16 protein-coding genes are annotated in these 17,632 nt (G+C 71.3%); 11 read left to right on the forward strand and 5 right to left on the reverse strand.

Going from position 1 to position 17,632, the window contains the following annotated elements:
- Positions 1-90 precede the first annotated feature (90 nt).
- The gene (gene rpmB, locus ACH4YP_RS35905; RefSeq protein WP_004924906.1) at positions 91-276 is read right to left on the reverse strand and encodes a 50S ribosomal protein L28; all 186 of its coding nucleotides are present in this window, start codon (positions 274-276) and stop codon (positions 91-93) included.
- A 248-nt stretch (positions 277-524) separates the two neighbouring features.
- Here rpmB and ACH4YP_RS35910 point away from each other — a divergent pair, with 248 nt between their 5' ends.
- Positions 525-2,327 carry a DAK2 domain-containing protein gene (locus ACH4YP_RS35910; protein WP_398495077.1) on the forward strand — a complete coding sequence of 601 codons (1,803 nt, stop codon included), beginning with the start codon at positions 525-527 and terminating at the stop codon, positions 2,325-2,327.
- A 41-nt stretch (positions 2,328-2,368) separates the two neighbouring features.
- On the opposite strand, the gene ACH4YP_RS35915 is transcribed toward ACH4YP_RS35910, so the two are convergent.
- Positions 2,369-5,317: a tetratricopeptide repeat protein gene (locus ACH4YP_RS35915; protein WP_398495079.1), complete on the reverse strand. Its 2,949-nt coding sequence runs from the start codon at positions 5,315-5,317 to the stop codon at positions 2,369-2,371.
- The gene (locus ACH4YP_RS35920) at positions 5,314-7,158 is read right to left on the reverse strand and encodes an HSP90 family protein (RefSeq protein ID WP_361065689.1); all 1,845 of its coding nucleotides are present in this window, start codon (positions 7,156-7,158) and stop codon (positions 5,314-5,316) included. The genes ACH4YP_RS35915 and ACH4YP_RS35920 overlap by 4 nt, the downstream gene beginning before the upstream one ends.
- Positions 7,159-7,321: 163 nt before the next feature.
- Between ACH4YP_RS35920 and recG the strand changes: the two genes are divergently transcribed.
- The 8 genes from recG (at position 7,322) to mutM (ending at position 14,972) form a co-directional block, all read left to right on the forward strand.
- Positions 7,322-9,550: an ATP-dependent DNA helicase RecG gene (recG, locus tag ACH4YP_RS35925; protein WP_398495081.1), complete on the forward strand. Its 2,229-nt coding sequence runs from the start codon at positions 7,322-7,324 to the stop codon at positions 9,548-9,550.
- A gap of 204 nt (positions 9,551-9,754) precedes the next feature.
- Positions 9,755-10,342 carry a 16S rRNA (guanine(966)-N(2))-methyltransferase RsmD gene (rsmD, locus tag ACH4YP_RS35930; RefSeq protein WP_361065683.1) on the forward strand — a complete coding sequence of 196 codons (588 nt, stop codon included), beginning with the start codon at positions 9,755-9,757 and terminating at the stop codon, positions 10,340-10,342.
- Positions 10,343-10,368: 26 nt separating this feature from the next.
- Positions 10,369-10,848 carry a pantetheine-phosphate adenylyltransferase gene (gene coaD / locus ACH4YP_RS35935; RefSeq protein ID WP_361065708.1) on the forward strand — a complete coding sequence of 160 codons (480 nt, stop codon included), beginning with the start codon at positions 10,369-10,371 and terminating at the stop codon, positions 10,846-10,848.
- 110 nt (positions 10,849-10,958) lie between these two features.
- Positions 10,959-12,050, forward strand: a complete 1,092-nt coding sequence (locus ACH4YP_RS35940) for a cell division initiation protein (protein ID WP_361065680.1) — start codon at positions 10,959-10,961, stop codon at positions 12,048-12,050.
- 128 nt (positions 12,051-12,178) lie between these two features.
- Positions 12,179-12,832 (forward strand): DUF177 domain-containing protein, encoded by a 654-nt coding sequence (locus tag ACH4YP_RS35945; RefSeq protein WP_361065677.1) that lies wholly within the window; start codon positions 12,179-12,181, stop codon positions 12,830-12,832.
- Between the two features lie 2 nt (positions 12,833-12,834).
- Entirely contained in the window at positions 12,835-13,008 is a 174-nt protein-coding gene (gene rpmF, locus ACH4YP_RS35950; protein ID WP_006139588.1) for a 50S ribosomal protein L32, read from the forward strand.
- A 19-nt stretch (positions 13,009-13,027) separates the two neighbouring features.
- Positions 13,028-13,960, forward strand: coding sequence for a ribonuclease III (gene rnc / locus ACH4YP_RS35955; protein ID WP_361065674.1), 933 nt, complete (start codon positions 13,028-13,030; stop codon positions 13,958-13,960).
- A gap of 151 nt (positions 13,961-14,111) precedes the next feature.
- Complete coding sequence (mutM, locus tag ACH4YP_RS35960; RefSeq protein WP_361065671.1) at positions 14,112-14,972, forward strand: bifunctional DNA-formamidopyrimidine glycosylase/DNA-(apurinic or apyrimidinic site) lyase; 861 nt, start codon at positions 14,112-14,114, stop codon at positions 14,970-14,972.
- On the opposite strand, the gene ACH4YP_RS35965 is transcribed toward mutM, so the two are convergent.
- Both ACH4YP_RS35965 and ACH4YP_RS35970 read right to left on the reverse strand, forming a co-directional pair.
- Positions 14,945-15,334 carry a winged helix-turn-helix transcriptional regulator gene (locus ACH4YP_RS35965; protein WP_398495085.1) on the reverse strand — a complete coding sequence of 130 codons (390 nt, stop codon included), beginning with the start codon at positions 15,332-15,334 and terminating at the stop codon, positions 14,945-14,947. The genes mutM and ACH4YP_RS35965 overlap by 28 nt on opposite strands.
- A 102-nt stretch (positions 15,335-15,436) precedes the next feature.
- Positions 15,437-16,570: a CAP domain-containing protein gene (locus ACH4YP_RS35970; protein WP_398495087.1), complete on the reverse strand. Its 1,134-nt coding sequence runs from the start codon at positions 16,568-16,570 to the stop codon at positions 15,437-15,439.
- Between the two features lie 131 nt (positions 16,571-16,701).
- Here ACH4YP_RS35970 and ACH4YP_RS35975 point away from each other — a divergent pair, with 131 nt between their 5' ends.
- A complete protein-coding gene (locus tag ACH4YP_RS35975; RefSeq protein WP_361065662.1) occupies positions 16,702-16,983 on the forward strand; it encodes an acylphosphatase in 282 nt (93 codons plus the stop codon).
- A gap of 392 nt (positions 16,984-17,375) precedes the next feature.
- Entirely contained in the window at positions 17,376-17,573 is a 198-nt protein-coding gene (locus tag ACH4YP_RS35980) for a hypothetical protein (RefSeq protein ID WP_055616188.1), read from the forward strand.
- Positions 17,574-17,632: the final 59 nt, after the last annotated feature.

Below are 17,632 nucleotides of genomic sequence, written 5' to 3' on the forward strand. Positions count from 1 at the left end.
GGCTCGTGCGGGTACAGCAAAAAGCCGGTCCACCGTGAAGTGGACCGGCTTTGAGCAGCGAACCAGCAGTGGCCGCGCGCTAGCAGAGCGTCAGCGCGAGACCTTGCCGGCCTTGATGCACGAGGTGCAAGCGTTCACGCGCTTCGGCGTCCCGCCCACTACGGTACGAACGCGCTGGATGTTCGGGTTCCAGCGACGGGGCGTACGGCGGTGAGAGTGCGAGATGTTGTTGCCGAAGCCCGGCCCCTTGCCGCAGACGTCGCAGTTGGCAGCCACGGGTCACTCCAAAGACTTCAGATGCTCTTACGGATGATCCCGGCATGCCGGGATCAAGATCTAGGATCTGAGTGGCGGTGCCAGGAGGAAGGCCCGATGGGATCGGGCAACCGGAGCAGCATACAACGACTGCGTCCGTACAACGAAACTACCATGGTCGGCCCGGGGACCTGGCCCGGGCCTCTTCCGGTGGGGACCTGGCCGGGGTCTACTCTGCGTCGGACGTTCGGCTGTTCAAGGAGGCGTAGGTGCCGCAGGTGCCGCAGAGTCTGGACGCGTCCGCGGTGCGTGCATGGTGCGGCCTCGCGCTGCGGGCACTCGGCCGCGCGCGTGAGGAGATCGACGCGATCAACGTGTATCCCGTCGCGGACGGGGACACCGGCACCAATCTGTACCTGACCGTGGAGTCTGCTGCCGCGGCGGTCGAGGCCGTCTTCGCGGGTCATGCCGCACTCGCGGGCGGCCGGGAAGCCCTCGACGGGTACGTGGCCGTCGCAGGGCAGGCTGTCTCTCCCGGCCGGGCGCCCGAGGGGCCCGCCCTCGCCGACGCGGTGCACGCGATGGCGCACGGCGCGCTCATAGGGGCCCGGGGGAACTCCGGGACGATCCTCGCGCAGCTCCTGAGGGGCATGGCCCAGGTGCTCGCCGCGGACAGTGACGCGACACACACCGACGGGCAGGGCCTGGGGCTCGCCCTCCGGCGCGCGGCCGACTCGGCCCGGCAGGCCGTCGTGCACCCGGTCGAGGGCACGGTCCTCACGGTCGCCTCCGCCGCCGCCGACGCGGCCTCCGGCGCCGAGGGCGACTGCGGGGCGGTCGCGCGTGCGGCGTACGAGGGCGCGCGGGCGGCGCTCGCGGCGACTCCCGGGCAGTTGGCGGTCCTGGAGCGGGCCGGGGTGGTCGACGCGGGCGGACGCGGGCTCGTGGCCGTACTGGGCGCGCTGGTGGAGACGTTCACGGGGGAGGCGCCCGCCTCGGCGGCGGTGCCGGTTCTCGCGGGGCACGCGCGCGTGGGGGCGGGTCCGGACACGAAGGGGCCCCACGCGCGCGTGGACGCCGCCGCGACGGGACCCCTCGGAGAGGCGGGGGAGTGCGCGGACGGAACCCCCGCTCCCGACGAGGGCGGGCCCGCCTTCGAGGTGATCTACCTCCTGGAGGCCCAGGACGCGGCGGTGACACGGCTGCGGGACCGGCTCGACGCGCTCGGCGACTCGCTCGTCGTGGTCGGCGGGGACGGCCTGTGGAACGTCCACGTGCACGTCGACGACGCCGGCGCGGCCGTGGAGGCGGGCGTCGAGGCCGGGCGGCCGTACCGGATCCGGATCACGCACTTCGGGCTGGACGACGCACACACGACGGGCGCCGGGAGCCGGCCGGTCCGGGAACGGGCCGAGCGCGCGGTCGTGGCCGTCGTCCCCGGAGAGGGCCTCGCAGGGCTCTACACCGAGGCGGGGGCCACCACCGTCCTCGCCCGTCCCGGGGAGCCGCCCGCCAGCGGCGAGCTCGTCGAGGCCGTACGGCGGGCCCACGCGCGCGAGGTGGTGCTGCTGCCGAACGACGCCGAGCTGCGCCACACCGCGGCCGCGGCGGCCGAGCAGGCCCGCACCGAGGGCGTCAGGGTCGCGCTGATCCCCACCCGGTCCGCGGTGCAGGGGATCGCGGCGCTGGCCGTGCACGAGCCAGGGCGGCGCTTCGACGAGGACGTCGTCGCGATGACCTCGGCCGCCGGTGCGACCCGGTACGCCGAGGTCGAGGTCGCGGAGCGCCAGTCCTGGACCATGGCCGGCATCTGCCAGGCCGGCGACATCCTGGGCCTCATCGAGGGCGACGTCGCCGTGATCGGCTCGGACATCACGGCCACCGCCGAGGCGGTCCTGAACCGCATGCTCGCGGCGGGCGGCGAGATGGTCACCCTGGTCCTTGGAGACGAGGCCCCCGACACGATCGCGGCCCACCTCGAATCCCGCGTCCGGGAGTCCTACCTCGCCGTGGACACGGTCGTGTACCGGGGCGGCCGCCAGGGGGCCCTGCTGCTGATCGGCGTGGAGTAGGCGGCGATCAGCGGACAAGGAACCACCCCTCCCGCGGAGCGCTACGCGCTCGACTCCGTCGCCCGCAACAGCCGCTCCGCCTCGGCACGCCGGGCCACCACCGTCTTGTCGGCGCCGTCCCCCTCGGCGTACGCGGCGAGAACCTCACGCGCGCGGGCGGCCGCCCAGCCGGGGTGCTCCAGGTCGGCCTCCAGCCAGCCGGCGGCGAGCTGGGCGTCGGTACGGCTGTGCAGGGCGTCCTCGCCGAGGGAGAGGAAGCCCGCGACGGCCAGGGTGACGTGGGCCAGGGCCTCCTCGAACAGGGCGTGGATCGCCTCGTCGTCGGTGTCGTCGCGCGTGGAGCGGGCGACCAGGTCGCCGAACTGCCGGTGCGTCTGCGCGAGTTCGGCGACGAGCTGCTCGCGCGCCTCGTCGTCCATGTCGTCGTCGGGTGCCTCGTCCTCGCACGCGCGGACCGCTTCGCCCATCAACTCGCGTGCCGTGTCGAGCCCCGGGCCCTCCTCGCGCACCGCGAGCCACGCGCGCGCCCGCAGGGAGCGGATCAGCCCGTGGACGTTGCCGAGGGACCGCCAGAGGTCACCGGCGCGCGCGTAGGCCTGCTCCGCCTCAGGGAGCAGCTCGGCGTGGCCGAGGGCCTCCGCGGCGAGATGGGCGAGCATCGCGTGGTCGCGCTGCTCGGGCCAGTGCCGGGCGAACTCGGCCGCCCGGAGCCAGTGTTCGGCGGCCTCGCGGTGTTCGCCGAGCTCGGTGAGACAGTCGCCGAGCCACCAGTGGGTCTGGACGATCGCGCCGTCGCCGTGCGTCTGCGCGCTCAGCTCCGGCAGCACCGACTCCAGGACCTCCGCGGCCTCCGCCCACCGCCGCTGACGCAGCAGGAAGCCGCCGAGCTGATGCCTGGCCCAGGCGCCGAGCGTGGGCCCCTCGCCGCCCTCGTCGGCCCAGTGCGACGCCTCCAGGGCGTGGTCGGCGGCGGGCCCGAACCGTCCGGTGGCGCCGAGTATCTCGGCCAGCTGGAGGTGCAGTTGGGCGTGGCCGGTCGGCTCAAGGAAGGCCGCCCCGTGCTCCAGCGCCGCCCGGGCCGCGTGCTCGGCCGCCTCGGCGTCGCCCAGGTGGCGCGCGATTCCGGTGAGCCGGGCCTCGTACTCCACCGCGAACCACGGCAGCCGGGCCGCCACGAACGCCTGCGAGGCCCGCGTGAGCAGCTCAGCGGCTCCCTCCGCGTCCCCGGCGTGCGCGGCGAGCTCTCCGAGCATGGCCTGCGCCTCCGCGGCCCGGGAGGCGACCAGGACGTCGTTCCCGGCCTCCGGCTCGGCGAGGGCCAGCAGCTCCCGTGCGGCGGTCTCCGCGGCTGCCAGGGCCTTCGAGCCGTCTCCCGCTCCGTTCGTCTCCGCCGCCTCGTGGACCCGCTGCAGCAGGATGCGCGCTCGTCCCACCAGCACCGAGGCGGCCTGCTGGACACCGGTCCCGCCCTCCGCGAAGAGGGCGAGCACCCGCTCGTACGGCTCCGAGACCGCGGCCAGCGCCTCGCGGGTCCGGCCGGAGAGGGCCAGTACGTACGCTCCACGCGCGCGTGCCGCCAGGGCCTCGCCCGGGTCGCCCGCCGCCTCGTACAGCTCGGCGGCGCGGGCGAACAGCTCCACGCCCTCGGGGCCGAGGCCCATCGCCTCGTGGTCGGTCAGCTCCGCGCGGTCGCGGGGAGTCAGGTCATCGTCGCCTGCCGTCTCCGCGACCGCGGCCCAGGCCGCGACGGAATCCGGGTGAAGGGCGGCCGAGAGCCGGCGGGCCTCGGCGAGCAGCGCGGCCAGGTCCGGCTCACTGTCGGCGGTGCCATCCGCGGACGGGGCGGGCGCGGGCCGCATAGGAGCCGCCACGGTCGGTGTCGCGCGTATGCCCAGGGGCAGCCGTTCCACCAGCGGCGCTTGTTCCATGCGCTCCCGGACACGCCCGCTCACGTACGCCGTGCCGTTGCGCTCGTCGAAGCGGGCCGCCAGCGAAAGGGCCTCCACGCGCGCGTGGGCGGCGAGTTCGGCCGCGGTCCAGGTGCGGCCGGCCGGTCCCGGCACGGTCTGCGCGCCGAGCCCGAGCGAGGTCAGCCGGTCCGTCAGCAGGGCGACCACGGCCAGGAAGTCCATCCGGCTGCGCGGTTCCCCGGCGTCCGTGAAGTAGGCGGGACGTTCCGCCAGCAGCTCCAGGGCCCGCCCCTCGTTGCCGGTGAGCGCGCAGAACTCCACATGGTCCGCGTACGCCCCGCGCATGCTCTCCATGGGGCGTACGAGCCGGAAGCCGCGCAGATGGTGGGCCCGCGCCTCGTCCGGGCGACCCAGCCGCAGCAGGGGCAGCAGCGAGGACGCGAGGACCGCGTGCGGCTCGTGGGCGCACGTGTACTCGCCCTCCAGGACGGGCCGCCACAGGTCAAGGGCCTCGGCGTCGTCGCCCCGCTCGGCCAGCCACCAGCCCTGGTCGTGCAGTTCGCAGGCGTGGCAGTCGGCCATGGTGTCCCGGTCGGCGGCCAGCCACGCGGTGTACGCCCGCTCGGCCCGCGCCAGGTCCCCGATGGACCGCGCCACCGTGAACTCGGTGCTGCGGACCGCCCGTTCGGAGTGACCGGCGAGCCGGTAGCGGTGCTCCATCTCGCCGAGCCACTTCTCGATGGAGGCGAGCGGAACGTGCGGCTGGCCGACCATTCCGGAGGACACCCACTTGAAGACCCAGTGCAGCGAGTGGGTCTCGTACTCGTCGAAGTCCTCGGGCCGTTCGTCCCACATGCGCAGCAGGCGCGCGAAGGGGACGAACATCCTGTCCTTCTCGGAGCTGTAGTTGTAGACCTTCAGCTGGTGGCCGAGCGCCTCGATCACGGCGAGCGGGATGTTCAACTTCTCGGCCTCGGCGAGCAGGAGTTCCGCGCGCGCGTTGCGGGCGGGGCCCTCCGGCTGCTCGTAGTTCTCCTGCATCGCCCGGCGCAGCGCGTCGAAGTCCATACTCTGGGTCATCGGGGGCCCTCCTCCGGGGAGTCGCTGTGGGTGGCCCACTCCAGGAGGCCGATGAACGACCGGTTCAGGAGTGCCGAGTCCGCCGGTCGCAGCGGGCGCTGCGCCATCAGCAGGGCCTGGCCGTAGAGGGACTCCGTCGCCGTCCCGATCAGCTCCCGGTCGTCGAGCGAACTGATCTTCCGGATCAGCGGGTTGAGGTGGTTGAGCACCAGCCGCGCGCGCGGGGCGCTGCCCCGCAGCGAGCCGAGGATGCCCGCCCACAGGTCGTCGGCCTGCTCCTCGGCCTCCGCGCGCGCCTGCTCGTGGCGGGCCGCCCGGTCGTCCAGGTGCAGCGCGGGCACGGAGAGGGGGTGGAAGGCGCGCAGGACGACATCGCACCCCAGGGGGTCGAGCTTGGCCCGGGCGGCCCCCAGGAACGCCGACAGGGCCAGTTCCACCGCCGGGTCGACCGAGTCCAGGTGCGCGGTCACCGTGTCGGAGTCCAGCTCCGCCACGACCGTCCCGGGCCGCACCGAGGGCAGCGCCTCGACCAGCTCGCTGTCGTACGTGTAGCCGCCGTTGACCACACCGACGCCCTGCGCGGACGCGATCGGCGCGACCTGGCGGTACTCCTCCACGGACCGCGTGAAGTGCACCACCGGGTGCCGCTGGGCGAACTCCTCCAGGGACAGCTGCCCGTCGGTCGTCTCGAAGGGCAGCCACGGCAGCATCGTGCGCAGCATCTCCTTGTCGTGCCGCGCCAGGGACTTCACGCCCAGGTGGTGCACCGACAGGAACGCCGCGAGCCGCTCGGGATCACCGGCCGCCAGCCCCGTCAGCCAGGCCCTGATCCGCTCGCCCAGCGCCTCCCGTACGCCCGCCAGGGCCTCGTCCTCGTACAGCGCCTCGCGGGACGCGGTGGGCCGCAGGCTGTCCGTGTCGAGGACGCAGCGCACGAAGAACGCCCAGTCGGGCAGCAGCTGTTCGGCCCGCTCGGTGAGCAGCATGCCCTTCAGGTGCACGCGATGACCGGCGCGCTGGGCGGGACTGACCGCGGACGGCAGCACGTACGCCACCCCGCGGATCCCGGCGAGCGGTACGTCCAGGTCGATCGAGTCCAGCGGAGTGAACCCGAACAGGTCGTGGCAGTGCCGTCCCAGGGCCACCCTGCGGGTGGCAGGGCTCGGGTACGCGCGGTCCCAGGGCGCCGGGAGGTCCGTGACCGCCTCGTCGCCCACCCGTACGTCGTACGGCAGCAGCGAGCCGAAGTCCCGGGCCAGCGAGCGGACCCGCTCCTCGGACAGCCAGTCGCCGGCGCCCGGACGCGCCACCAGGTACACGGTCGTACCCGGCTCGGGGCGGGCCTCGTGCGGCAGCGTACGGACCGTGTACGAGCCGTCGTCGGCCGCCGTCCACTCCACGGGCGGTGCGTCCGGCGTACGGGCACTGCGGCTGACCACCCGGATGCGCTCGGCGACCACGAAGCAGGCGAGCAGGCCGATGCCGAACTGACCGAGGAAGTCGGAGCGCGCCGACTCCAGGCCCTCCGCCCGCTTGGAGCTGCGGCCGATGGTCGCCAGGAGGCTGTGCACGTCCGTCTCGGTGAGCCCGATCCCGGAGTCCTCCACACGAAGGGCACCGCCGTCGTCCTCGACGAACAGCCGCACCAGGGCAGGCGCGTCGGGCTGCTCCGCACGCCGGGCGGTGATCGCGTCCACGGCGTTCTGCAGCAGTTCGCGCAGATAGACCTTGGGACTGGAGTAGAGGTGATGGGAGAGAAGGTCCACGAGGCCGCGCAGGTCGACCTGGAACGTATGGGGTGACTGGGATGCCTGAGCTGACTGTGAGATCTGGGAGTCCATCGTCGCTGCGCCGGTGGGGGGACGTGCGACGGCGCGGGGTCGGGCGGTCCCAAGACGAGGTGACCGCGAACAGGGCCGGAGCCGGACATCCTAGGCCCCGAACCAGCCGTCTGACCAGCAGATTTCTGGGACGTATACGGCATTGTCAGTGCGGTGGTGTGCAATGGATCTCGTGCCTGCGCTCGAAGAACCACTGGAACAGCCACTGAAGTCAGTGCTCGGACCCGCCACCGCGAAGGTGATGGCCGAGCACCTCGGCCTGCACACCGTCGGCGACCTGCTGCACCACTATCCCCGCAGGTACGAGGAGCGTGGCCAGCTCACCCACCTCGCCGACCTGCCCATGGACGAGCACGTCACGGTGGTCGCCCAGGTCGCCGACGCCCGCCTGCTCACCTTCGCCTCGTCCAAGGCCCCCCGGGGCAAGGGCCAGCGCCTCGAAGTGACCATCACGGACGGCAGCGGCCAGCTCAAGCTGGTCTTCTTCGGCAACGGCGTGCACAAGCCCCACAAGGACCTCCTGCCCGGCACGCGCGCGCTGTTCGCGGGCAAGGTCTCCCTCTTCAACCGCCGCCTCCAGCTGGCCCACCCGGCGTACGAACTGCTGCGCGGGGACGACGTGACCGAGACGGTGGACACCTGGGCGGGCGCCCTCATCCCGCTCTATCCCGCCACCGCCAAGCTGGAGTCCTGGAAGATCGCCAAGGCGGTCCAGACGGTGCTGCCGAGCGCCCAGGAGGCAACCGATCCGCTGCCGGAGTCCCTGCGGGCGGGCCGCGGTCTTGTCCCCCTCCCCGAGGCCCTGCTGAAGATCCACCGCCCGCACACCATGGCGGACATCGAGGACGCCCGCTCCCGCCTCAAGTGGGACGAGGCCTTCGTCCTCCAGGTCGCCCTGGCCCGCCGCCGCCACGCGGACGCCCAACTCCCCGCCGTGGCCCGCAGCCCCAAGAAGGAAGGCCTGCTCTCCGCCTTCGACGCCAAGCTCCCCTTCACCCTCACCGAGGGCCAGCAGAAGGTCACCAAGGAGATCTTCGACGACCTGGCCACGGAGCATCCGATGCACCGGCTGCTCCAGGGGGAGGTGGGTTCCGGAAAGACGATGGTCGCCCTGCGCGCCATGCTCGCCGTCGTGGACGCGGGCGGGCAGGCGGCGATGCTCGCGCCCACCGAGGTGCTCGCCCAGCAGCACCACCGGTCGATCACGGAGATGATGGGGGAGCTGGCCGAGGGCGGCATGCTCGGTGGCGTCGAGCACTCCACCAAGGTGGTGCTGCTCACCGGGTCCATGGGCACGGCAGCGCGGCGGCAGGCGCTGCTCGACCTGGTCACCGCGGAGGCGGGGATCGTCATCGGGACGCACGCGCTGATCGAGGACAAGGTGCAGTTCCACGACCTGGGGCTGGTCGTGGTGGACGAGCAGCACCGGTTCGGCGTCGAGCAGCGCGACGCCCTGCGCGGCAAGGGCAAACAGCCCCCGCACCTCCTCGTGATGACGGCCACCCCGATCCCGCGCACGGTCGCCATGACCGTCTTCGGCGACCTGGAGACCTCCGTCCTGGACCAGCTCCCCGCCGGCCGCTCGCCCATCGCCAGCCATGTCGTCCCGGCCGCCGACAAGCCCCACTTCCTCTCGCGCGCGTGGGAGCGCGTGCGGGAGGAAGCGACCAACGGCCACCAGGCGTACGTGGTCTGCCCGCGCATCGGCGACGAGGACGACGACTCGAAGAAGGCGAAGAAGAAGCCGTCCCCCGAGGACGCGGCCGATGCCGAGAAGCGCCCGCCCCTCGCGGTCCTCGATGTCGCCGACCAGCTCGCCAAGGGCCCGCTCCAGGGACTCGAGGTGGAGGTCCTGCACGGCCGTATGCCGCCGGACGACAAGGACGCCGTGATGCGCCGCTTCGCGGCAGGTGAGACGGACGTGCTGGTGGCGACCACCGTCATCGAGGTCGGGGTGAACGTCCCGAACGCCACCGCGATGGTGATCATGGACGCCGACCGCTTCGGCGTCTCCCAGCTCCACCAGCTGCGCGGCCGCGTCGGCCGTGGCTCGGCGGCGGGCCTGTGCCTCCTGGTCACCGAGATGCCGGAGGCGAGCCCGGCCCGCCAGCGCCTCAACGCCGTCGCCGCCACCCTCGACGGCTTCGAGCTCTCCCGCATCGACCTCGAACAGCGCCGCGAGGGCGATGTCCTCGGCCAGGCCCAGTCCGGCGCCCGCACCTCGCTGCGGATGCTCGCCGTCATCGAGGACGAGGAGATCATCGCCGAGGCCCGCGAGGAGGCGTCCGCGGTGGTCGCGTCCGACCCGGACCTGGAGCACCTCCCCGGCCTGCGCACAGCACTTCAGGCATTGCTGGACGAGGAGAGGGAGCAGTACCTGGAAAAGGGCTGAGGACAGACGTGCCCCCGTGGCCGCGCCCCCAAGGGGCGGGGGCTGTGCCGATATGCGGCTCCGCCGCGTGGGCGCGACCAGCCCCCGCTCACCCGCAGCCGCCCAGCACGCGAACAGCCCCGCCCCCGCAGCCCAGGAAGCGCACCCGCCACCCCCGCCTGCCAGACTGGGGTCCGTGACGATCGCCTCCCGCAAGGACCCCAGATGACCCGCGTGATCGCCGGCACGGCCGGTGGACGACGCCTGGCAGTCCCACCGGGCACCGGCACGAGGCCCACCTCCGACCGGGCCCGCGAGGGACTCTTCTCGACCTGGCAGTCCCTGCTCGGCGGCCCCCTGGAAGGCGACCGCGTCCTCGACCTGTACGCCGGTTCCGGCGCCGTCGGCCTGGAGGCGCTGAGCCGCGGCGCCGGACACACCCTCCTCGTGGAGGCCGACGCCCGCGCGGCCCGCACGATCCGGGAGAACGTGAAGGCACTGGGCCTCCCCGGCGCCGAGGTCAGGCCCGGCAAAGCGGAACAGATCATCCGCACGGCGGCGCCGGCAGCACCGTACGACCTCGTCTTTCTCGATCCGCCGTACGCCGTCACGGACGACGATCTTCGCGAGATCCTGCTCACACTCCGCTCCGGGGGCTGGCTCACGGGCGAAGCGCTCGTCACCGTTGAACGCAGTACTAGAGGCGGCGAATTCCGGTGGCCCGACGGCTTCGAGGCATTGAGGTCCCGTCGCTACGGCGAGGGAACGTTTTGGTACGGTCGCGCCGCCTCTACGTGCGAAGACGCACGATGACCGGACCGGAGAGCGAGGGATCTCAAGTGCGCCGAGCCGTCTGTCCCGGGTCGTTCGACCCGATCACCAACGGACATCTCGACATCATCGCCAGAGCCTCCAAGCTGTACGACGTGGTGCACGTCGCGGTGATGATCAACCAGTCCAAGAGGGGTCTGTTCGAGATCGAGGAGCGGATAGACCTGATCCGCCAGGTCACCGCGGAGTTCGGAAACGTCGAGGTGGAGTCCTTCCACGGCCTCCTCGTCGACTTCTGCAAGGAGCGCGACATCCCGGCCATCGTCAAGGGCCTGCGCGCGGTCAGCGACTTCGACTACGAGCTGCAGATGGCCCAGATGAACAACGGCCTCTCCGGCGTCGAGACCCTCTTCGTCCCGACCAACCCCACCTACAGCTTCCTGTCCTCCTCGCTGGTCAAGGAGGTCGCGACCTGGGGCGGTGACGTCGCCCACCTGGTGCCGCCGCTGGTTCTGGAAGCCCTCAGGGAGCGCCTCAAGAAGGACTGACGGAGCCCCGGATTCCTGACAGTGCGTCACCCGGTGTCGGGAGAGGCGGGTGTGGTCGTACAGTCGAGACGTCCGTCTCCATCACAGCTGTAGAGAGTGGCGAGCACACGGTGGACGTGCAGAAGAAGCTCGATGAGATCGTCTCGGCGGTCGGCAGCGCCCGTTCCATGCCCATGTCGGCCTCGTGCGTGGTCAACCGCGCCGATCTCCTCTCCCTGCTCGAAGAGGTGCGCCAGGCGCTGCCCGGCTCCCTCGCCCAGGCCCAGGAGCTGATCGGCGGCCGCGAGCAGATGGTCGAGCAGGCCCGTCTGGAGGCCGAGCGGATCATCGAGTCCGCGCACGCCGAGCGCGGCAGCCTGATCTCCGACACCGAGGTCGCCCGCCGCTCGCAGAACGAGGCGGACCGCATCCTCTCCGAGGCCCGCAAGGAGGCCGAGGACGTCCGCGCCGAGGCCGACGAGTACGTCGACTCCAAGCTCGCCAACTTCGAGGTCGTCCTCACCAAGACCCTCGGCTCCGTCGGCCGAGGCCGCGAGAAGCTCCTCGGCACGGGCCCCGGCACCGACGAGCAGGGCTACGAGGACGAGGACGCTCCCGAGCGCAGCCACGACCCGGAGACCCTGCGCCACAACGCCGACCAGTACGTCGACGTCAAGCTCGGCGCCTTCGAGGCCGTGCTCGCCAAGACCCTGGACGCCGTCGGCCGAGGCCGCCAGAAGCTGCACGGCCGGATCGCCAGCGACGACCTCGGCGACCTGGGCGGCTTCGCCGAGGACGGCAACGCGCAGCACACCACCGACGCCGAGTACCTGGACGGCCTCTCGGACCTCTCCGAGCGGCCCGCGCAGCCGGCCGCCGTCCAGCCCCAGGCCCCGGCGGTCCCGGCCCAGCAGCAGTACGCCCAGCAGGACGCGTACGCCTATCAGCAGCAGACCGCCGATCAGTACGGGTACCAGCAGCAGTACGCGCAGCAGGACGGATACGGCTACCAGCAGCAGACCGCCGATCCGTACGCCGCCTATCCGCAGCAGGGCTACGACCAGCAGGCCGCGTACGACCCGAACCTGCAGCAGGCGTACGGCCAGGACCCGCAGGCCCCCCAGCCGCAGCAGGCGCAGGCGAACGCCCTCGACGAGACCAGCCTCTTCGACACCACCATGATCAGTGCGGAGCAGCTCAGGGCGTACGAACAGGGGCGCTGAGGCCGGATTGGGCCGAGAGCGAAAGGTCCAGTACCCTGGTTCTTCGGTCGCGTGTACGTCCGCGATCAACGCTGCCCGGGAAGCACCGAAGGGCGGCGCTTCACAGAGTTTCAAGATCGAAAGCAGGAATGGCCCTGAACGCCCGCCTCGACCACCGCAACCCTCTCGTGTTCGACACACACGAGCTGGGGCGGCGTCCTGGCGCGCTGCAGCGCCTGACCCGTGAGATCGACGCTCCCAAGGACTTCGGTATCCAGGGAGTCATCGGAGTGCCGGAAGGCGCCCCGGTGAAGCTCGGCCTCCGTCTTGAGTCGGTCATGGAAGGTGTGCTTGTCACAGGCACCGCCCGTGCACAGGCCAAGGGGGAGTGCGTAAGGTGTCTGGAGCCGGTCGAGCAGCAGCTCGAAGCGGAGTTCCAGGAGATGTTCTCGTACCCTGACGCCGACGACCGGGGCCGTGTGAAAGCGGAGCCGGCCGACGACGCCGAGGACGACGAGGACACGCTCTTCATCGAGGACGGCTTGTTCGACCTCGAACCCGTGCTGCGGGATGCGGTGGTGCTCGCACTGCCGATGCAGCCGGTGTGCCAGGACGACTGCCCCGGCCTGTGCTCCCAGTGCGGAGCCCGGCTGGCGGACGACCCGGAACACCACCACGACGCCGTCGACATCCGTTGGGCGGCACTGCAGGGACTCGCCGGTTCACTCGAAGATGGCGAGAAGGACGAGATCAGTGGCGAAGCGCCTCGACCGGCGCGCGCCAACGAGAAGCAGGAGAAGTAGCCGTGGCTGTTCCGAAGCGGAAGATGTCGCGCAGCAACACGCGCCACCGCCGGTCGCAGTGGAAGGCTGCGGTCCCCACCCTGGTTGCGTGCGAGCGCTGCCACGAGCCCAAGCTGCAGCACATCGCGTGCCCCGCTTGCGGCACCTATAACAAGCGCCAGGTCCTCGAGGTCTGAGCGGCTGGTGAGAGGCTTCATGTCTGACGCCAAGGCGGACGTAAACGCCAAGAAAAAGGCGGACAACACAGCCTCGTCCCACACGCTTCTGGAAGGGCGGCTCGGGTACAAGCTCGAGTCCGCCCTTCTGGTGCGTGCACTGACCCACCGTTCGTACGCGTACGAGAACGGCGGTCTGCCCACGAACGAGCGCCTGGAGTTCCTCGGGGACTCCGTGCTCGGCCTCGTGGTCACGGACACGCTGTACCGAACCCACCCCGACCTGCCTGAAGGCCAACTGGCCAAGCTGCGGGCCGCGGTGGTCAACTCGCGTGCGCTGGCGGAGGTGGGCCGCGGGCTCGAACTCGGCTCCTTCATCCGGCTCGGCCGGGGCGAAGAGGGCACGGGCGGCCGGGACAAGGCATCCATCCTCGCCGACACCCTTGAAGCGGTGATCGGCGCTGTCTATCTCGACCAGGGTCTCGACGCGGCGGGCGAACTCGTCCACCGCCTCTTCGACCCGCTGATCGAGAAATCCTCGAATCTGGGAGCGGGCCTGGACTGGAAGACCAGTCTCCAGGAGCTCACGGCGACCGAGGGGCTCGGCGTGCCCGAGTACCTGGTCTCCGAGACCGGCCCGGACCACGAGAAAACCTTCACTGCTGCTGCCCGCGTCGGAGGCGTCTCGTACGGCACCGGCACCGGCCGCAGCAAGAAGGAGGCGGAGCAGCAGGCCGCGGAGTCCGCGTGGCGCGAGATCCGCTCCGCCGCGGACGAACGCGCGAAGGTGGCGAAGGCCGCGGCGGAGGCAGAGGCGTCCGCAGCAGCCACTGTCGCAGCGGCGGCCAAAGCCTCAGTGGAGGCCGAGGCAACCGCGGCAGCCGAAGCCTCCGCGGCGGTTGAGGAAGTCGCAGCGGCCGAGGAGGCCGTCGAGGCCCCCTCGACGGCGGCATCCGACGCCGCTTCCGCCTGACCGATCCGCAGTTCGGCGCTGTGACCGATCGCCCGTCCCCCGTCCGAGGGGGGCGGGCGATCGTGTTCGGGGGCGCCGGCGGTACGCTGCGGGCGCGCGGCCCCGGTCCGGGGCGCCCGAGTCGTCGGCCCACGTATCCGGAGGAGAAGCCGTGCCCGAACTGCCCGAGGTCGAGGTCGTCCGACGGGGCCTCGAACGCTGGGTCAGCGGACGGACCGTCGCCGACGTCCAGGTGCTGCACCCGCGTGCGGTGCGTCGGCACATCGCGGGCGGTGAGGACTTCGGGGCCCGGCTCAAGGGGCACCGGATCGGGCTGCCCCAGCGTCGCGGCAAGTACCTCTGGCTGCCGCTCGCGGACTCGCCGAGTGCCGTTCTCGCGCACCTCGGGATGAGCGGGCAACTCCTCGTCCAGCCGGAGGACGCGGCCGACGAGAAGCATTTGCGCATCCGCGTCCGGTTCGAGGACGCCCTTCACACCGAGCTCCGCTTCGTCGACCAACGGACCTTCGGCGGGCTGTCGTTGCACGACACGTCCCCCGACGGGCTGCCCGACGTCATCGCACACATCGCCCGCGACCCGCTGGACCCGCTGTTCGACGACGACGCGTTCCACGAGGCGCTGCGGCGTCGGCGTACGACGGTCAAACGCGCCCTGCTGGACCAGTCGTTGATCAGCGGCGTCGGCAACATCTATGCGGACGAGGCGCTTTGGCGTGCGCGGTTGCACTACGAGCGTCCCACCACCGGGTTCACGCGCCCGCGCACGGCTGAACTCCTGGGCCACGTACGGGATGTGATGAACGCCGCCCTCGCCGTCGGCGGCACCAGCTTCGACAGCCTCTACGTCAACGTGAACGGGGAGTCGGGCTACTTCGACCGCTCGCTCGACGCGTACGGCAGGGAGGGCGAGCCGTGCCGGCGCTGCGGCACGCTGATGCGGCGCAGGCCCTGGATGAACCGGTCCAGCTACTTCTGCCCGCGCTGTCAGCGTCCCCCGCGCGCCGTGTCGTAACGCTCGCGCGCTTCCAGTACGTCGTCCATGCGCCCCTGGACGAAGTGGATGAGGGACAGCAGCCGCTCGGCGACCTCGTGGCCCAGCGGCGTCAGCTCGTAGTCCACGCGCGGCGGGTTCGTCGGCTGGGCCTCGCGGTGCACCAGGCCGTCGCGCTCCAGTGCGTGCAGGGTCTGGGACAGCATTTTCTCGCTGACGCCGTCCACGCGCCGGCGCAGTTCGTTGAAACGGAACGAACCCTCGTACAGCGCCCCCAGCGTGAGCGCGCCCCAGCGCCCCGTGACGTGCTCAAGCGTGCCCCGGGACGGGCACGCCTTCGAGAACACGTCGAACTCGAAGTCCGGTCGCTCCGTCAGGTCCATGCGGCCAGAATACTCGCCGCAGCGCAAACCGAAGAGGGGGCGCTAACTTTTCGCTAGCGACCCCTCCGGTGTCCTTCTGCGTTCCTCTGCGGTGCCGCGCGGCTAGTAGCCGAAGTCCTGCGTCCACCAGGGGCCGCCCGACGCGAAGTGCGCGCCGACGCCCAGGGTCTTGAAGTCGCAGTTCAGGATGTTCGCGCGGTGGCCGGGGCTGTTCATCCAGGCCTCCATCACCGCGGCGGCGTCGGCCTGGCCGCGGGCGATGTTCTCCCCGCCGAGGTTCGCGATGCCGAGTTTCTCCGCGCGGTCCCAGGGGGAAGCCCCGCTCGGGTCCGTGTGGTCGAAGAAGCCCTGCGCGGCCATGTCCTCGCTGAAGGACTCGGCCAGCGCGGCCAGCGTGCTGGACGCGGTCACCGGGCTGCAGCCAGCCTTCGCCCGCTCCTCGTTGACCAGCGACAACACCTCGGCCTCGGCCTTGGAGGCGGTGGATGCCGCCTTCGACGGAGCCGTCTCGGGAGCCTTCTTCTCAGGCGCCTTCGTGGTCGGCTCGGGCTTCGGCTTCTCCTTGACCGGAGCCTTGGTCGACGGCTTCGCGGAGGGAGTCTTCTTCTCGGTCTTCTCCGGGGCCTTCGTCGGCGAGACCGTCGGAGACGCGGAGCGCTCCAGGTCACGGCTGGTGCCCGAGTCCTCGCGGTCGTCCGTGGCGCCGTCCGTGCCGCCCTGGGTCTGCACGTCGCTCGGGGTGTCCTGGGCGCGGACCTTGTCCGCGTTGCCGCCGCCGATCGAGAGGTTTTCGCTGCCCGGGATCAGCCCGGAGGCGACCGCGACGGCACCCATCGCGACGGCCGCCGAGACACCGAGCAGACCGGTGCGTACGGGTGTCACGGTCCTCCTGCGGCGGCGGTGGCCGCGGCCGGAACCGCCGTCCGGCGCATAGCCGGTCGTGGCGTGGGTAGCAGGATCCGCAGCGAAGAGGTAGCTGTCGCTCTTCGAGTGGAAGTCGCCGGTCTCGTGAATGCCGCCCGGCGAGTCGTACATGCCCGCGGTCGCGTAGGGGCTGCCGTTCAGGTAGTCCCCGGCGGTCAGGTTGTCACCCGCGGTCGCGTAGTCGCCTTCACCCGCGTAATCACCGGAGCCTGCCGCCGCGTAACCGCCCGCGTATGTATCGTACGTTTGTGTGACCCCGGTGGCGCGGCCTGTGGCGGCGCGGCCGGCGGCGGAGCGTCGGTGGCGTCCCATCTCCTGGCCTTCCTCATCCTTGCGGTCAACGTTCCTCACCCGAACGGGTGAGGCTCATTGGGTCGGGACGGTACCCCATGGCGCAAGGGGGCGAAGTGCTACGAGAGCATTTGGCCGGTTAGCGTGCAGCCATGAGCGAGGATGTAAGGCTGGTCGCGTGGGTACGCGGACGGGTCCAAGGTGTGGGTTTCCGCTGGTACACGCGGGCCAGGGCGCTGGAGATCGGCGGCCTGAGTGGTTTTGCTCTCAATTTGGGGGACGGACGGGTCCAGGTGGTCTCCGAAGGCCCCCGGGCCGGATGTCAGCGACTCCTCGACTGGCTCCAGGGGGACGACACGCCGGGCCGTGTCGACGGAGTCACTGAGATTTGGGACACGCCCCGCGGCGGCTACGACGGCTTCGCCATCCGGTGAGATCCACTCCGCACCACCGCTCGCAACACCCCAGGCAGCGGGCGCGGGGCGTGCGCCGGGCACCTGCCACGGGCAGAAAGCGCCTGGTGGTTGCCAAGAATCGCTTGTCGTGGCAGGCTCCGCGAGTAAGGATGATCTCTACGCCCCCAGGGCCCCGAAACAGTGGCCGCGCCGCCCGTTCTCAAGCCGCGCGCCCCGGGTTGGCCCCCAATACGGGGCGTGATCGTGTTGACCGTCAAACTTTTTGGTGAGACGCTGAAAGTCCCCGCGCACCTTAGCTGTTTGGCATGTAAGAGCGGCGGTAGAACTCGTCAGTGCCAAACATCGCGGGTGCGATTCCCTCACGACCCACACCGCTTCGGTCGGTCACTCAGTGTGGAGGACCATCCATCATGGCAAAGGCGCTTCTCGGTTACGTCGGCGGTTCCGACCCGCGACTCATTGCCGAGATGCGACGGCTCCAGCAACGCGTCCAGGATCTGGAATCCGAGCTCGGACGGATCCAGGCCGAGAACGACGCGCTCGCGGCTGCCGCTTCTCACGACTTCGACAGCATCGACGTACCCCAGGCGGAGCCTGCGCTCACCTGATCACTGAATCGCATCGTCACCACCAGTGAACAGGCTGCCCGTGTCAGCCGCTGACAAAG

Origin of the sequence: Streptomyces sp. NPDC020747 (genome assembly GCF_044334695.1) — a bacterium.
Classification (GTDB): Bacteria; Actinomycetota; Actinomycetes; order Streptomycetales; family Streptomycetaceae; genus Streptomyces.